The 14,990-nt window shown below is 64.6% G+C and carries 14 protein-coding genes; 3 read left to right on the forward strand and 11 right to left on the reverse strand.

The window, feature by feature from the left end:
- Positions 1 to 100 precede the first annotated feature (100 nt).
- Positions 101 to 391, reverse strand: coding sequence for a DUF1127 domain-containing protein (locus tag EB231_RS29975; protein ID WP_172352028.1), 291 nt, complete (start codon positions 389 to 391; stop codon positions 101 to 103).
- Between the two features lie 233 nt (positions 392 to 624).
- Here EB231_RS29975 and EB231_RS29980 point away from each other — a divergent pair, with 233 nt between their 5' ends.
- The 3 genes from EB231_RS29980 (at position 625) to EB231_RS29990 (ending at position 4,365) form a co-directional block, all read left to right on the forward strand.
- The gene (locus tag EB231_RS29980) at positions 625 to 1,581 is read left to right on the forward strand and encodes a LysR substrate-binding domain-containing protein (RefSeq protein ID WP_172352029.1); all 957 of its coding nucleotides are present in this window, start codon (positions 625 to 627) and stop codon (positions 1,579 to 1,581) included.
- Between the two features lie 79 nt (positions 1,582 to 1,660).
- The gene (gene xseA / locus EB231_RS29985; protein ID WP_172352030.1) at positions 1,661 to 3,226 is read left to right on the forward strand and encodes an exodeoxyribonuclease VII large subunit; all 1,566 of its coding nucleotides are present in this window, start codon (positions 1,661 to 1,663) and stop codon (positions 3,224 to 3,226) included.
- A 2-nt stretch (positions 3,227 to 3,228) separates the two neighbouring features.
- Positions 3,229 to 4,365 carry a DmpA family aminopeptidase gene (locus EB231_RS29990; RefSeq protein ID WP_172352031.1) on the forward strand — a complete coding sequence of 379 codons (1,137 nt, stop codon included), beginning with the start codon at positions 3,229 to 3,231 and terminating at the stop codon, positions 4,363 to 4,365.
- 53 nt (positions 4,366 to 4,418) lie between these two features.
- Here the strand turns inward: EB231_RS29990 and EB231_RS29995 are convergent, their stop codons facing one another.
- From EB231_RS29995 to EB231_RS30040, 10 genes are all read right to left on the reverse strand, one after another.
- Positions 4,419 to 4,670: a DUF768 domain-containing protein gene (locus EB231_RS29995; protein ID WP_172352032.1), complete on the reverse strand. Its 252-nt coding sequence runs from the start codon at positions 4,668 to 4,670 to the stop codon at positions 4,419 to 4,421.
- Between the two features lie 395 nt (positions 4,671 to 5,065).
- Positions 5,066 to 5,755 carry an SDR family NAD(P)-dependent oxidoreductase gene (locus EB231_RS30000; RefSeq protein WP_172352033.1) on the reverse strand — a complete coding sequence of 230 codons (690 nt, stop codon included), beginning with the start codon at positions 5,753 to 5,755 and terminating at the stop codon, positions 5,066 to 5,068.
- Between the two features lie 308 nt (positions 5,756 to 6,063).
- Entirely contained in the window at positions 6,064 to 7,083 is a 1,020-nt protein-coding gene (locus tag EB231_RS30005; protein WP_172352034.1) for an isopenicillin N synthase family dioxygenase, read from the reverse strand.
- 261 nt (positions 7,084 to 7,344) lie between these two features.
- A complete protein-coding gene (locus EB231_RS30010) occupies positions 7,345 to 8,391 on the reverse strand; it encodes an ornithine cyclodeaminase (protein ID WP_172352035.1) in 1,047 nt (348 codons plus the stop codon).
- Between the two features lie 24 nt (positions 8,392 to 8,415).
- Entirely contained in the window at positions 8,416 to 9,045 is a 630-nt protein-coding gene (locus tag EB231_RS30015) for an FMN-binding negative transcriptional regulator (protein WP_172352036.1), read from the reverse strand.
- Positions 9,046 to 9,049: 4 nt separating this feature from the next.
- Positions 9,050 to 9,931: a branched-chain amino acid ABC transporter permease gene (locus EB231_RS30020; RefSeq protein WP_172352037.1), complete on the reverse strand. Its 882-nt coding sequence runs from the start codon at positions 9,929 to 9,931 to the stop codon at positions 9,050 to 9,052.
- Between the two features lie 5 nt (positions 9,932 to 9,936).
- A complete protein-coding gene (locus EB231_RS30025) occupies positions 9,937 to 10,641 on the reverse strand; it encodes an ABC transporter ATP-binding protein (RefSeq protein ID WP_056565325.1) in 705 nt (234 codons plus the stop codon).
- 4 nt (positions 10,642 to 10,645) lie between these two features.
- A complete protein-coding gene (locus EB231_RS30030) occupies positions 10,646 to 11,812 on the reverse strand; it encodes an ABC transporter substrate-binding protein (protein ID WP_140774911.1) in 1,167 nt (388 codons plus the stop codon).
- A 48-nt stretch (positions 11,813 to 11,860) separates the two neighbouring features.
- A complete protein-coding gene (locus EB231_RS30035) occupies positions 11,861 to 13,702 on the reverse strand; it encodes a branched-chain amino acid ABC transporter ATP-binding protein/permease (RefSeq protein WP_246740766.1) in 1,842 nt (613 codons plus the stop codon).
- A 14-nt stretch (positions 13,703 to 13,716) separates the two neighbouring features.
- Positions 13,717 to 14,883 carry an NAD(P)/FAD-dependent oxidoreductase gene (locus EB231_RS30040; protein WP_172352039.1) on the reverse strand — a complete coding sequence of 389 codons (1,167 nt, stop codon included), beginning with the start codon at positions 14,881 to 14,883 and terminating at the stop codon, positions 13,717 to 13,719.
- Positions 14,884 to 14,990: the final 107 nt, after the last annotated feature.

Here is a 14,990-nt window from a genome sequence, read left to right on the forward strand (position 1 = left end):
TGCAGGCAGGCCGGCGGGGAACCGGCAGGGAGTGGGAAGCCTGCAGAACCTTTGGTCGCGCTGAGCCCTGAAAGGTTCAACGCGACCGAAACTCAACCGATCAGGCCACCTTGCGGGCAAGATCCTCGATCGTCTCCACGCGATCGCTGGCGATTTCACGCAGCATCACCGTCGGGTCTCGGCCGAACGGCACGTCGATGGCGACATGCAGGTCGGCGCGCGTCAGGCCGATATCGGCGAGCTCGGCATCCGACATCTCGCCAAGGCGATAGAAGGCGCGGCGATTTTTCCAGGCGCGGTAGAAATTGAAGACGGTATTGGCCACGCGCATCGCAACGGCCGGACGCGAGGTGATGCGCGAGGTCTCGGTGGCGAAATCGATCGTGGTCATAGCAGTCTCCCTCGGAGTCGAGCGGACAAAGCCAAGCGATCGGCGCTGGCGACAGCAGCCGTTCCGGCTTCGATTCATTTTCAAAGGTGCATGTCGTTTTCCCAAAACCGGTGTCCACTTTTGGGCGACATGCATTGGCTTCATGTGGACAATGCCAATTTGCCATCAGCCGATTGATTAATCCAACGAATGTTTCTAATCTTTAGCATCAACATCAATGATGGATTGAACCGATGAAAGCGCCGCTCGATCTCGATCAGTTGCAAACCTTCATCTCGATCGCCGATACCGGCAGCTTCACGCGGGCAGCCGAGGAGGTGCACCGGACCCAGTCGGCGGTGTCGATGCAGATGCGCCGGCTGGAGGAGCGGATCGGCAAGCCGCTGTTCGAGAAGGAGGGGCGCAGCAACAGGCTGACGGAGGAAGGCGACAAGCTGCTCTCGTATGCAAGGCGGCTGCTCTACCTCAACCGCGAAACGCTCGCCGCCTTCGACGACCAGCGGCTGGAAGGCACGATCCGTATCGGCACGCCGGACGATTATGCCGACCGTTTCCTGCCGGAGATCATGGCACGCTTCACCCGCTCCAATCCGCGCGTCGAACTGACCGTCATCTGCGAGCCGACGCCGGGGCTGGTCGAGCATATCAAGCGCGGCAATCTCGACCTGGCGCTGGTGACGCACAATGATGTGCGCGGCCAGTCGGAAGTGGTGCGGCGCGAACCGCTGCTTTGGGTCACCTCGGCCAACCATGCGACACATGAACAGGTAACGCTGCCGATGGCCTTTGGCCGGCCGAACTGCATCTGGCGGCGCGCCGCCGTCGATGTGCTGGACCAGCAGAACCGCGACTATCGCATCCTGTTCACCAGTTTCTCGGCGACCGTCATCACCGCCGCCGTGCTTTCGGGCCTGGCGATCTCGGTGCTGCCGGAATGCGCACTCAGGCCCGGCATGCGGGTGCTGGGCGAGGCCGACGGTTTCGGCGCCCTCCCCGATTGCCGCATCGGCATCATGCGCGGCCAGACCTCGCGGCCGGAGATCGTCGATGCGCTTGCCCGCCACATCTCGGAGAGCCTGGACAACATCTCGGTGCCGCTTGGCGAGGAGACGGGAACATTCGACTTCGCCGCACTCGCCTTTGCCAAGATGAAGCGGACGAGACCGAACCAGCTTCTGCCCGGCTGGTAGGGAAGAATCGGGGCGCCTTGAGCGCGTAGCCGGATACGGGCGCCTTGACGTGGGGCGCCAACCAGCCCCCAATCGGCCGATGAGCGAAGCAGCATCCGAATCACGCACCAACGCCACCGAATACACGGTGAGCGAGATCTCCGGCGCGCTGAAGCGTACGGTGGAGGACGTCTTCGGCAATGTGCGGGTGCGCGGCGAAATCTCCGGCTATCGGGGCCCGCACTCCTCCGGCCATGCCTATTTCGCGCTGAAGGACGACCGCGCCCGGCTCGACGCCGTGGTGTGGAAAGGCACGATGAGCCGGCTGAAATTCCGCCCCGAGGAAGGGATGGAGGTGATCGCCACCGGCAAGCTCACCACCTATCCCGGCAAGTCCAACTACCAGATCGTCATCGACAATCTGGAGCCGGCTGGCGCCGGGGCGCTGATGGCGCTGCTGGAGGAACGCAAGCGCCGGCTGCAGGCCGAAGGGCTTTTCGATGCCGCACGCAAGCGCCGGCTGCCGTTCATGCCGCGCGTCATCGGCGTCGTCACCTCGCCGACCGGGTCCGTCATCCGCGACATCATCCATCGCATCAAGGACCGCTTTCCGCTGCATGTGCTGGTCTGGCCGGTGCGCGTGCAGGGCGAGACATCAGGGGTGGAAGTGACCAATGCCGTCACCGGCTTCAATGCACTGGCCTGGGATGGTTCCATCCAGCGGCCCGATCTCTTGATCGTCGCGCGCGGCGGCGGCAGCCTGGAGGATCTGTGGGGGTTCAACGACGAGGCGCTCGCCCGCGCCGTTGCCGCCTCCGGAATTCCGGTGATCTCGGCGGTCGGCCACGAAACCGACTGGACACTGATCGACCTCGTCGCGGATGTACGGGCGCCGACACCAACGGGCGCGGCCGAAATCGCCGTGCCGGTGAAGGCCGACCTCGAAGCGACGCTTGCCAGCCTTGGCGCGCGGCTCAAGGCGGCCATCTCACGCAATTTCGAACGCAAGCGGCAGGCCGCCCGTGCGGCGGCGCGCGCGCTGCCCTCGCCCGATCAATTGCTGGCGCTGCCGCGCCGGCGCCTCGACGAGGCGACGTCGAGGCTCAGTCGCGGCCTGTCCGTCAGCGTCGATCGCAAGCGGGCGCGACTCCAGGGCCAAAGGCTGACGCCGGCCACGCTGTCGCGGCGCATCAACGAGGCGCGCACGCTGACCGGCCGTGACCTCGCCCGCGCGCAGGCGGCGTTCTTTGCCATCGTGCGCGAACGGCGCGCTCGCTTTGCGCGCACCGCGACGCGGCTGTCGCCGGCACCGATCGCGCGAAGGCAGAAGCAGCAGGCCGACGCACTGGCGGCGCTCGCAAGGCGGCAGGATCGGGTTATCTCGCTGCGGCTCGAGCGGCTGCGCGGCCAATTGAGCCAGGCAGAGCGCCTGCTGACCACGCTGTCGCACAAGGCCGTCCTGGCGCGCGGCTTCGCGCTCGTCAAGGATGCCGATGGCGCCGTCATCAAACAGGCGGCCGACGTGGCATCGGGGATGGCGCTCTCGCTGGAGTTCGCTGATGGCACGGCCGATGCGGTGGCAACCAGCGGTGCAGCGCGACCGAAGCCGGTTGCCAAGCCATCAGCAAAGGTCAAGGAACCCGGCAATCAGGGATCGCTGTTCTGAGCATGACCGACAATCCACACCATCTGGCCACGCCCGGCGGCAAGCCGCGCGCGCGAAGCTTCGGCATCGGCTTCGACGGGACGCCCGGGCCGTTCAACGCGATCACCGACGTGCCCGGCGTCGCGGTCGGCTATGCGACGCTGATATCAGGCGATGGGGCGCTGGTCGTCGGCAAGGGGCCGGTGCGCACCGGAGTCACGGCGATCCTGCCCAGGCCACTTGCTGAGCTGGCCACGCCGGTGTTCGCCGGTATTTTCAGCCAGAACGGCAATGGCGAGTTGACCGGCTCGCACATCGTCGAAGAAACCGGTGCTTTCAACTTTCCGATCACCATTACCAACACGCATTCCTGCGGTGTTTCGCGTGACGGCACGCTGCGCTGGATGCACCAAGTGCAGCCGGCCGCGCTCGACAGCGGCTGGGGCCTGCCGGTGGCGGCGGAGACCTATGACGGCTTCCTCAACGACATAAACGGCCACCATTTGACCTTTGAGCACGTGGCCCAGGCACTAGACGGTGCCGCCGGCGGCCCGATCGAAGAAGGCAGCGTCGGCGGCGGCACTGGCATGATCACCTTCGGCTTCAAGGCCGGTTCGGGCACGGCTTCGCGCGTCGTCGGGTGGCAGGGAAATTCCTACACGGTGGGCGCCTTCGTGCAGTCGAATTTCGGCAAGCTGCGCAATTTCACGCTTCGCGGCCAGCGCGTCGAGCCAGTGCTCGCCGAATCGGCGATCCGAGACGACGTACGGCATGCGGAAAAAGGCTCGATCATCGCCGTCATCGCCACCGATGCACCATTCCTGCCGCACCAGATGAAGCGGCTGGCGCGCCGCGTGCCGCTCGGCGTCGCCATGACCGGCGGCTTCGGCTACCACAGTTCGGGCGACATCTTTCTCGCCTTCTCGACCGCCAATCCTGCCGCCGCACTGGCGCCGTCAGGCCGGATCGCCAATGCCGATTTCATTCCCGATACGGACATCGATCCGTTTTTCGATGCCGTAATCCAGACGGTGGAAGAATCGATCCTCAACGCATTGGCCGCCAACGACGACATGACCGGACGCGACGGCAATTTCGTGCCGGCACTGCCGAAGACATGGTTGAAAGAAAAGTTCGGGCTGAAAGAAAAGCTCGACTGAGACGAAACGCGGGCCGAAAAGCCCGCGCATTCAGACAGAGCGGCCGTTAGGATCTATTCCGCAGCCTTGCTGGGCGCCTGCTGGTGCTCGTCGGCCTCGGCCGCTTCCTCGAGCCGGGAAGCAATGAGTTCCTGGATATCGCCGACTTCTTCCTGGATATCCTCTAGCGGGATGCCGACCTCGGCCGCCTTGGCGGCGCATTCCCTGGCCAATGTCTCGGCCTGCTTGTCGATCCTGGCCTGGGACTGGCAATGGACCTTTTCGCCGATCCATCCCCGCAAGAACTCGATGGCGTGTTCACTCATACTGCTGTTCCCTGCGGCAAAGCCGGTTGGTAATCATAAACGTCGGCACCCCACAAAGGATGCATGTTCCCATTCCAGCCGAGTCGCGGCCAGCCGGCAAGTCAATGCCGTCCAGGGTCCACAGAGCCGAAGGAAATCGAGGGGTGAAGAACATTTTCTGATTCTGAAGGACTGTACCGTTGGCGGGATATGACCCGCGCCGAGCAATTGCTTCTACCTTTTACGGCTTTCAGTCCGTTTCGTATCTCAACGGCTGTCGCTAAAGCCGCCTTTTTGACGTTGCGCCTCGAGGCGCGAGCCAACGAAGCCGCCGCTATATAGTGATATCCTCCTGCAATGTCGACTCCTCCCAATCGTGCCCGCAGGCTGCACCAAGGTCGCACTCCCGCGCGCCATCAGAAGGTCTCGACCCAGGGCCTCAACTCCATTTCCCAGGTCCAGGCGCTGCGGTGCTGGCGATGGATGGAGAGATAGGCCTCGGCGATGGCGTCCGGAGACAGCCGGCGATCCGGCGGTCCGGGCTCCTGTCCGGACGCAGCCGAGGCGATGGCGCCATCGATGATGAAATGGGCGACGTGGATGTTCTTCGGCGCCAGTTCACGGGCCATGGACTGGGCCAACCCGCGCAAGCCGAATTTGGGCATCGCAAAACCGGCGGAGCCGGCGAAGCCCTTCACGCTTGCTGTCGCACCAGTGAAGAAGATCGAGCCAGCCCCTTGAGCAAGGAGCCGGCGCGCCGCTAGCTGGCCGACCAGGAACCCGCCATAGGCCCCAACCAGCAAAGCCTGCCGGACCGCCTCGGGATCGAGCTCGACTATCGGCCCGCGAGCGCGTCCGCTGGCGTTGAAAACCACCAGCGAGAGCGGGCCGGCCTTGTCGGCGACATCGAACAGATGCTCCACCGAAGCGGGATCGGAGACATCCGTTGCCACGGCCTGCGCGCCTGTCTCAGCCTGCAATGCACCGAGTTTCTCAATGTTTCGAGCGGCCAGAACGACGCTGAACCCTTCCTTGGCAAGGAGACGCGCCAGCGAGGCGCTCAAGCCGGAGCCCGCACCGGCGATGACGGCGACATTGGATGTCATGAGACCTCTCCTTCCTTGCACGGATTGCGGTCGATGGCTGGCGAATGAACTGTGTTGAAGCTTGCCGGATCAGCGCGGCGGCGGCAACGCCGAGGCACCTGGAATTGCTCCAGAAAAATGGCCGGGCGCGAAACGGCCCGGCCAAAAAGAAGGTCATAACCTTCAGAGGGGAACACCGCTCAGTGAAATGGGAGGAAAACACCGAACGGATTTTTCTCTTTTGAACCGATTCTCGGACAGATACGACGGATGATTTTCTAAAGATTGGTCAGAATTGCGAAAATTCTGTTCCTTCTTCGCCAGGAAGCTCAACCAACCCGGCTTTCCCCTTCGAGCAGATCCGCATAATGGCGCCGCGCGACGTCGGGATGCGAGCGCAGCCGGCTTTTCAGCACATTGGTTCCGACATCGCGAAACAGCGGATTGTCCGGATCGCTGGCCGGTCCGCGCGCCTGCGCCGCCAATTCCTCGGAAAGGCCAAGCAGCGGTATCGTCGCATCAAGCCTGGCGCTGAAGAAGAACGGCACCGAAATACGTTCGACGCCGGCGGGGGGCGTCACGACCCGATGCACGGTCGCTCGCAAATAGCCGTTGGAGGCCAGTTCGAGTAATTCGCCAATGTTGACGACGAGCGTGCCGGGAATGGGATCGACATCGACCCAGCTGCCGTCATAGTCGACTTGGAGTCCCTTGTTGTCATCCTGGAGCAGCAGCGTCAGGAAACCGCCATCCTTGTGCGCGCCCACGCCCTGGTCGCCGCCGGTTGCATCACGGCCGGGGTAGCGCACGATCTTCATGCGATGGTTGGGTTCCCCGCCATAGATCGGGTCGAAGGCGTCCTCGGGCTGATCGAGCGACAGAGCGAAGGCTTTCAGCAACCGGATCGCCACGGCCGTCACCTTGCTCTGCCAGGCAAGCAGCGCCGGCTTGAGATCCGGCAGCGCCGCGGGCCACTGGTTCGGTCCCTGCAGCCGCGTCCAGGCTGGAATTCCCGGCCCTTGCGCGATTGCATGGCGTTCGACGCCAATGTCGAGTTGCTCGCGCCAGTCCTCCTTGCCCTTGGTCAGTTCGCCGCCTGCGCGCGTATAGCCGCGAAACTGCGAGGATCTGACCATCTCGATTGCCAGCTTGTCGGCTTCCGGCAGGGCAAAGAAGTGACGCGATGCGGTGAGGACCTCGCTGATCTCCGCCCAGGAGATGCCATGTCCGGCCAGGTAGAAAAAGCCGATGTCGCGCGAAGCGGAGCGCAAGTCCGCCAGAAATGTCCGGCGCTCCGACGCGCCCTGCTCACGACGGCTCAAATCAAGCACAGGCACTATTCTGGGCATATCAGGCTCCTTTCCTGGCGCTTTCCGGCCGTTGTTTCAATTCACCACTTCGGAAAACCCAGCCGATTGGACATGCAGGCGCTTTTGCGCGACCATAGCCGCCATCAACGCGCGCAAGTCTCATCGACTTCGAATTGCCGGGAAAGAAACGATCGGCCCTTCGTCGCAGCCGCGACGAACAATTTTTCCATTCGGACGGGCAAGCTGATGATGATCGCGATCATGCCATGACAGAAAGGCGATGGGCGCGCCCAATCGTCCTCAACCCTGCTGGGCCGCCCTCAACAGCATGCCGAACAGGTCGCGCGGCTCATCGGGGTCGGCCAGCATGTCGAGTTCCTGGTAGAGGCCGGTCGACTTCAACTGGTCCCTGACATAGCGCAGCGCCGAAAAGTCCTCGATGGCGAAGCCGACGGAATCGAACAACGTGATCTGGCTGGCATCGCGCCTCCCTTGCACGGCGCCTGATATGACCTGCCAAAGTTCAGTAACCTCATGATCCGGTGCGAGTTGCTGGATCTCGCCTTCGATGCGGGTCTGCGGGGGATATTCGACGAAGATGTCGGAGCGCAGCAGGATATCGCGGTGCAGTTCGGTCTTGCCCGGGCAGTCGCCGCCGACCGCGTTGATGTGGACGCCGGAGCCGACCATGTTGTCGGTGAGAATGGTGGCATACTGCTTGTCGGCGGTGACCGTGGTGATGATGTCGGCGCCCTCGACCGCTTCCTGCGCGGTCGTGCAGGCGGTCATGTCAAAGCCGAGGCCGTCGAGGTTACGGATACATTTTTGCGTCGCCGAACGGTCGATGTCGTAAAGGCGGAGCTTGTCGACGCCGAGCAGCGCCTTGAAGGCCAGCGCCTGGAATTCGGCCTGGGCGCCATTGCCGATCAGCGCCATGCTGCGGGAGCCGGCTGGCGCCAGATGCTTTGCCGCGAGAGCCGACATCGCCGCCGTGCGCAGCGCGGTCAGGATGGTCATTTCCGACAAGAGTACCGGATAGCCGTTGTGGACATCGGCCAGCATGCCGAAGGCGGTGACCGTCTGGCGGCCCTCGCGCATGTTCTTGGGATGGCCGTTGACGTATTTGAAGCCATAGACCTCGCCGTCACTGGTCGGCATCAGTTCGATGACGCCCTCGGCGCTGTGCGAGGCGACACGCGGCGTCTTGTCGAAGAGGTCCCAGCGGCGGAAATCATCCTCGATATAGGCGGCAAGCTCGACGAGGAAGCGTTCAACGCCGATCTTCAGCACCAGCTTCATCATGTGGTCGACGCTGACGAACGGCACGATGTTGAGATTGGGGATCATTTTGCTTCCTTGCCGGCGTTCCGGTCAGTCCTTGCGATGCGCGTTGTGCGTCTTCATCATCGCGGCAAGCGCCGGGTCTTTCTCCTCCAGCGCGCTGATGGCTCCGCCGGTATCATGGAGGCGTTCATCCTGCCCCATCTTGAACTTGGCTTCGAGCCGCTCGATCGGCAGGTCGAAGCCGATGATGTGAGGTATGCGCCGTTCCATGCCGCCCGGACCGAGTTCGCGCATGCGCCAGCGGTCATCACGATCCTTTTCCAGCAAATCGACCAATTGCAGCAAATGCCGGGCAGTGGCGCGCTTATCGAGCGGCACCGGATTGCCATGGCAATGCACCACGGCAAAGTTCCAGGTCGGCGCGCTGTCGCGGACCGGGTTGCACGGATACCAGGAGGACGAGATGTAGCCATGCGGCCCCTGGAAGACGGCAACCGTCTCCCTGCCCTGCGCAATCAGCTCGCTGTGCGGATTGGCCCTGGCGAGATGCGAGACCAGCGTTCCGTTTGCGCCCCGCGTGCGATCGAGCACGAACGGCAGATGCGAGACGACGAGCCCTTGCGGCCCTGATGTCACCACCGTTGCGAAAGCGGCCGCCTCGATCAGGCCGAACACGGCGTCGCGCGACAGCGGCGCGAATTCCGGCTTGCTGTACATGAGATCAGCTACGCTGGACCCGGACCGCCGGGATGAGGCCTTGCGGCCGCAACAGCAGCACGGCGATGACACCCGACAGCACGATGGCGTCGCGATAGGGCGCGATCGCCCCCGGCAGCGTCGCCTGCAGCAGCACCTCGATGATGCCGAGCAGGAAACCGCCTGCGACCGCACCCGGCAGGCTGCCGAGGCCACCGACGACGGCGGCGATGAAGGCTTTCAGCACCGGCGTGAAGCCCATCAGCGGATCGACCGAGGCGCGTTGCGCCACCCACAGCATGGCCGCCAACCCCGCCAGCAAGCCGGAGAGCAGGAAGGCGGTGGCGATGATGCGGCTGGCCGGAATGCCCATCAGGCGCACGACGTCGAAATCCTCCGCCGCTGCGCGCATCGCCGTGCCGGTCACCGAGCGGCGCAGGAAGACCTCCAGCGCAATCAGCGCCAGCGCCGAGACGACGATCGAGATGCTTGGACCGACGCCGATGGTGAAATCACCAAAGGAGAAGGCGCCGGTCATCCAGCCGGGCATGGCGACAGCCTGCGGCCGGGCCGAAATACCGTTCTGGAAGACAACTTTCAAAAGGCTGGACACGGCGAAACTGGTCAGCAGAAGACTGGTGACGCTGGCGCCACGCATAGGCCTGAAGGCGATGCGCTCCATGGCGACAGCGGCGAGTGCACCGCAGGACACGGCGACAAGCACGGCTACCGGAAAGGGAAGGCCGAGCACCAGCGAAGCCAGAAGCGCATAGCCCGACAGCGTCATCAGCTCGCCATGGGCGAAATTGATGAGGCCAACGATGGAGAACACGATCGCCAGGCCGAGCGCCAGCAGCGCATAGACGCCGCCAAGGCTGACCGCATTGATGATCTGCTGCGCGACCATGCTTCTTAAGCTCCCAGATAGGCTTGGCGGACGAGGTCCGAAGAGGCGAGTTCTTTTGCCGTGCCCGACAACACCACCTCGCCATTGGCAAGCACGACGGCACGATCGGCGATTTCCAGCGCCAGCGCCACATTCTGCTCGACCAGAAGGATGGTCAGGCCCTTGCGGCGCAGTTCGGCGATCAGGTCGAAGACGGTGTCGATCAGTTGCGGGGCAAGGCCGAGCGACGGCTCGTCGAGCAGGATCATGCGCGGTTTGCCCATCAAGGCGCGGGCGATGGCCAGCATCTGCTGCTCGCCGCCGGACAGGTTGCCGCCCTTGACGCGGTGGTAGCGACGCAGGATCGGGAACAGCTCCAGCATCTCCTCCTCGCGCACCCGCGCCTCGGCCGCCGGCTGATGCACCGCGCCGCCGAGACGCAGATTGTCGGCCACCGTCAGGCTGGCGAAGATGCGACGGCCTTCGGGAACCAGCGCGACCCCCTTGCGGGCGATGGCCTCCGGAGCCAAGCCGGTGATGTCGGCCCCGTCGAACACCACCTTGCCGGACGCAGCCGGCACCAGCCCGGCGACGGCACCAAGCGTCGAGCTCTTGCCGGCGCCATTGGCGCCGACCAGCGCGATGATCTCGCCGCTGTCGACGGTGAGGTCGACACGGCGCACCGCCTCGACTTCGCCGTACCGGATTTTCAGGGCTTCGACGCTCAGCATGGCATCACGGCGCGGGAACGTCGGCGGCGGCGGGGATCAGGGTTTCGACATGCTTGCCCTCGCCGCCGTCGTAGCGCATCAGCGCCACGGGCCTGAGCGGCATGCGGTCGGTGCCGGCATAGGTGATCTTCCCGGTGATGCCTTCGAAATCCTTGAGGTTGGCGATGGCGTCGCGGATGGCCTTGGGATCGTCGGAGCCGGCGGTCTTGACCGCCTGGTCGAGGATCAGCCCGATCTCGTAACCATTGACCTCATAGGTCGATTCCGGCGCGTGGCCGGCATATTTGGTGAAGGCGGCGTTGAAGGCCTCGAGCTTGCTGCCCGGCTCGGCATAGCCGGCCGCGGTATAGACGACGCCGTCGACCAGTTTGCCCAGAGCCTTGATGGTCGGCGTACCGATGGCATCGGCGCCATAGACCGGGATGGTGACGCCGGCGCCACGCAATTGCTGGATGAAGGCCGGGAAATCCGGTTCATAGGCCGCCGTCATGATCAGGTCCGGCTTGTCGGCCAGGCCTTTGATGTTGGTGATCTCGGCGGAGAAGTCCGGCTGGCCCATTGTAAAGGTGCCGCGGCCGACGACGGCACCGCCCTTCTTCTCGAACACCTTGCCGAAATATTCAGGCAGGTTGGCGGTATAGGTGGAGTCCGGCGAGGTCAGCAGGAACACCTTCTTCTTGCCTTCGGAGACGGCGAAATCGGCTACCGCCGTCGCCTGCACATTGTCGGCCGGGTAGGTGCCGAACATGACGTCGCCGACCGCACCTGTGAGCACGGGGGCGGAGCCGCACAAGGTCAGGGTCGGAATGCCGAGCGGCTGGGTGAGCTGGCCGGCGGAGATCGAGGGATCGGCATCGCAGGGCGTGATCATGATCTTGGCGCCGGCGTCGATCAATTCCTGGGCGACGGTGGCGGTCTGCGCGGTGTCGGAGCGCGTGTCCTTGATCAGCAGCTTGACGGTGTATTTGCCGCCGAGCCCGCCCTTGGCGTTGAGCTCGTCAAGCGACATGCGCAAGCCGGCAAGGGCCGGCTGGTCGTAGGGGGCAAGGCCGCCGGTCTGCGCGGTCGCCGCACCGATGATGATCTCCTCGGCGCTCGCCGTCGAAATGGCGGCGATGCCGGACACCGCCGCGCACAAAGCAGCGCGGTGGAGGCGATAGAGGCTTGGCATGTCGGTTCTCCTTCTGGATTTGTTATCGTTGGCTGTCGTCGTTGCGGTCTATGCGGGCTGGTTTTCAGGTGTTGCGGTGTTGGCGCGCGCCGTGCGGCTGCCGAGATAGGCGGCGATGACGGCGGGGTTGTTCTGGACATCGGCCGGCGTGCCGTCGGCGATGACGCGACCGTGGTCGATGACGACGATGCGCTCGCACAGATTCATCACCAGCCGCATGTCGTGCTCGATCAGCACGACGCCGATGCGGCGCTCGGCGCGAACCGCCGACAGAATGGAAACGAGTTCGGCGGTCTCGACGGCGTTCATGCCGGCGGCAGGTTCGTCGAGCAGCAGGAAGCGCGGCTTCAGCGCCAGGGCGCGCGCCACTTCCAGCCGACGGCGCTGGCCATAGGCGAGCCGGGCCGCCGGCTGGTCGGCTGACTTCTCCAGGCCCATGCGGGACAGTTCGCGCATTGCGGCGGTCTCGGCGCGGCCGAGATCAGGTTCGACCTGGCGGGCCGCGACAACGACGTTTTCCAGCACGGTCATGTGCGGGAAGACGCGGATGTTTTGGAAGGTGCGGGCGATGCCCGATCGGGCAAACCGAAACGCCGAGGCCTGCCGCACCACGCCACCGACGGACACAGTTCCCGCACTGGGTTGCACATCGCCGGCCAGCATGTTGAGCAGCGTCGTCTTTCCAGCGCCGTTGGGTCCGATGATGGCGGTGATGCTGTCGGTCTCGAAGCTCAAGCTGACGTCATCGACAGCGACGACGCCGGCATAGCGGCGCGACAGATGGTCGGCCACCAGCCGGTCGGCACCAACCTGTTGTGGCACCGCGGCCGAAGCCATGTCCGCCTGGCGCCCAGACCGGCGCAGAAGGTTGAGCTCCCGCTCGCCGAAAAGGCCGGTAGGCCGGCGCCAGATGACCAGGATCATGGCGATGGCCAACACGCCCTGGGTCAAGCCGAAGAGAACAGGCAGATGCAGGCCGAGCACCTCGCCGCCGCCCTCGAAGCGGCGCACCACCTCGATCACCACGATGGTGACGATGACGCCGGCGAAGGCGCCGAGCGAGGAGGTCATGCCGCCGACGATCAGCATGGCGAGCATGGTGAAGCCGAGGTCGAAATAGAAGTCGCGTGGCGAAAACGCGCCCAGGAATTGGGCCATCATGGCGCCCGCGGCCATGGCGGCGACCACGCCCACCACCCAGGCGGCGAGCCGCGCCGTGCGCTGGTCGACGCCGACAGCGGCGGCGCCGCGCTCGTCATTGGCGGCGGCGCGGGCGGCAAGACCGAACGAGGTCTCGCGAAACAGCCTCGCCGCGATCAGCGCCACCGAGGCGATCGCCGCGGCGGTCCACAGCCCGACCTCTCGCGGCACACCGTAGAAAGGCTGGCTGCCTCGGGTGATCTCGCGCCCGGCGACCAGCAGCGTGTAGACGATGATCAGCATGGCGAGCGTGGCGATCGAGGCACTCGATCCGGTCAATCGAAGCAAGGGCGTGCCGGTCAGCAGGCCGATGACGACAGCCAGAACCAGGACGACGGCCAGCGCCGCGAAGAAGGAAAGTTGGTACCCGGCAAGGAATTCCGGCAGATCGCGCAGCGCCGTGCGCTGCAGCGCGCTCGGCATGGTGAGAATGCCAGCGGCGTAGGCGCCAAGGCCGACAAAGGCGGCCTGACCGAAAGAGACGATGCCGCTATTGCCGGAGAAAATCTGCAGCCCAAGCACGGCCGTCAGCATGATCGCGGCATAGGTGACGACGCGCTGCATGGCGGCGCCGCCGAAGATGAAGGCGGCAAGCGCTACCAAGAGCAGCACCGCCACCATGCACAAGGCATCGGCCGTGGCGTTGCGGAACGCGGTCGGCATGAAGCCGCGCGGCTTGCTCTCGCTCATCATCACCGCCGCCATCACGCGGCCTTGAAACGGCTGGGCGAAAACGGCGCCAGGATCGGCTGAGCGCCCTCGGTGACCAGTTTGGCGATTGCCTCGCCGACGGCTGGCCCGGTCTTGAAACCGTGGCCGGAGGACCCTGCCGAAACGACCAGACCTTCGACACCGGGCATGGCGCCGATGACCGGCAGGTCGTCGGGGCTCATATCGTAGAGCCCGGCATAACCGGGGCGGATGCCAAGCTCGGCCATTGCGGGCACACGGGTAGCAAAGGTCTCCAGGATCTCGACCGATTCAGACTCTTCGACGCCTTCCATGTAGGTGTCGGGATTCTCGACGAAACGCGGACGGCCGGCGTGCTCGTGACGCAGGCCGGTGCCGCCGCCGGCCCAGGTGCCGGCCAGGATGACGCCGTCATTGTCGGGCCGTGCGTAGTTGCAGGAAATGTCATCGCACCAGGCGAACGGCATCACCTTGCGGGCCTGGCCGGCGGCGTCGAGCACGGCCATCGGATGGCGTTCGACATGCAGCGGCAGATCGAGGCTCGCCGTCGCCAGCAGGCGGCGCGTCCATGGGCCGGCGGCCAGCACGACCGTATCGGCCTCCAGCACCGTGCCATCGGTCAACGTGACGCCGGTGATGCGGTCTCCCTGCCGCCGAAGGTTTTCGACAAGCGTGTTCTGCAGGATCTTCGCGCCGTTGGCACGGGCGGCGCGGGCGATGGCGTTGGTGGCGCCGAAGGCATCGGCGTAGCCATATTCGGGTTCCCACAGCGCCAGCGCGACATTGTCCAGCGCGAAACCAGGTGCTGCATCGGCAAAGGCCTGCGGCGACAGAGTCTCGATCCGCGCGCCCTCGCCGCGGATGCGTTCGGCCGCCGCCTTCCAGCCCGCCGCATTGTCCTTGCCGCAGACCCACATCATGCCGATCTCGGTGACGAAGGACCCCTCGCCCGCGATCTCGGGCAGCGACACCAGGATCTCGCGGCCACGGATGGAGAGCTGCGACAATTCCGGCATCAGGTAGAAGGCATGCAGCAGCGCCGAAGACTTGCCTGACGGACCGCCGGCGGGATGGGTCTGCTCGACCAGCACGACATTCGCACCGGCCTTGGCCAGATGATAGGCGGTGCTCGATCCAACAATTCCAGCACCAACGACGATGACGTCGCTTCCGTTTCGCATGGCTGTTCCCCACAGTCTCTTGGCTGCTTTCCGACAAGGTAAGGCTACTCTTCCGACTATGTCAACATCTCTTCATTGTTGACCTGAATTAAAATCCCTGTAATAAA

This window comes from Mesorhizobium sp. NZP2298, from assembly GCF_013170825.1.
Taxonomy (GTDB): domain Bacteria; phylum Pseudomonadota; class Alphaproteobacteria; order Rhizobiales; family Rhizobiaceae; genus Mesorhizobium.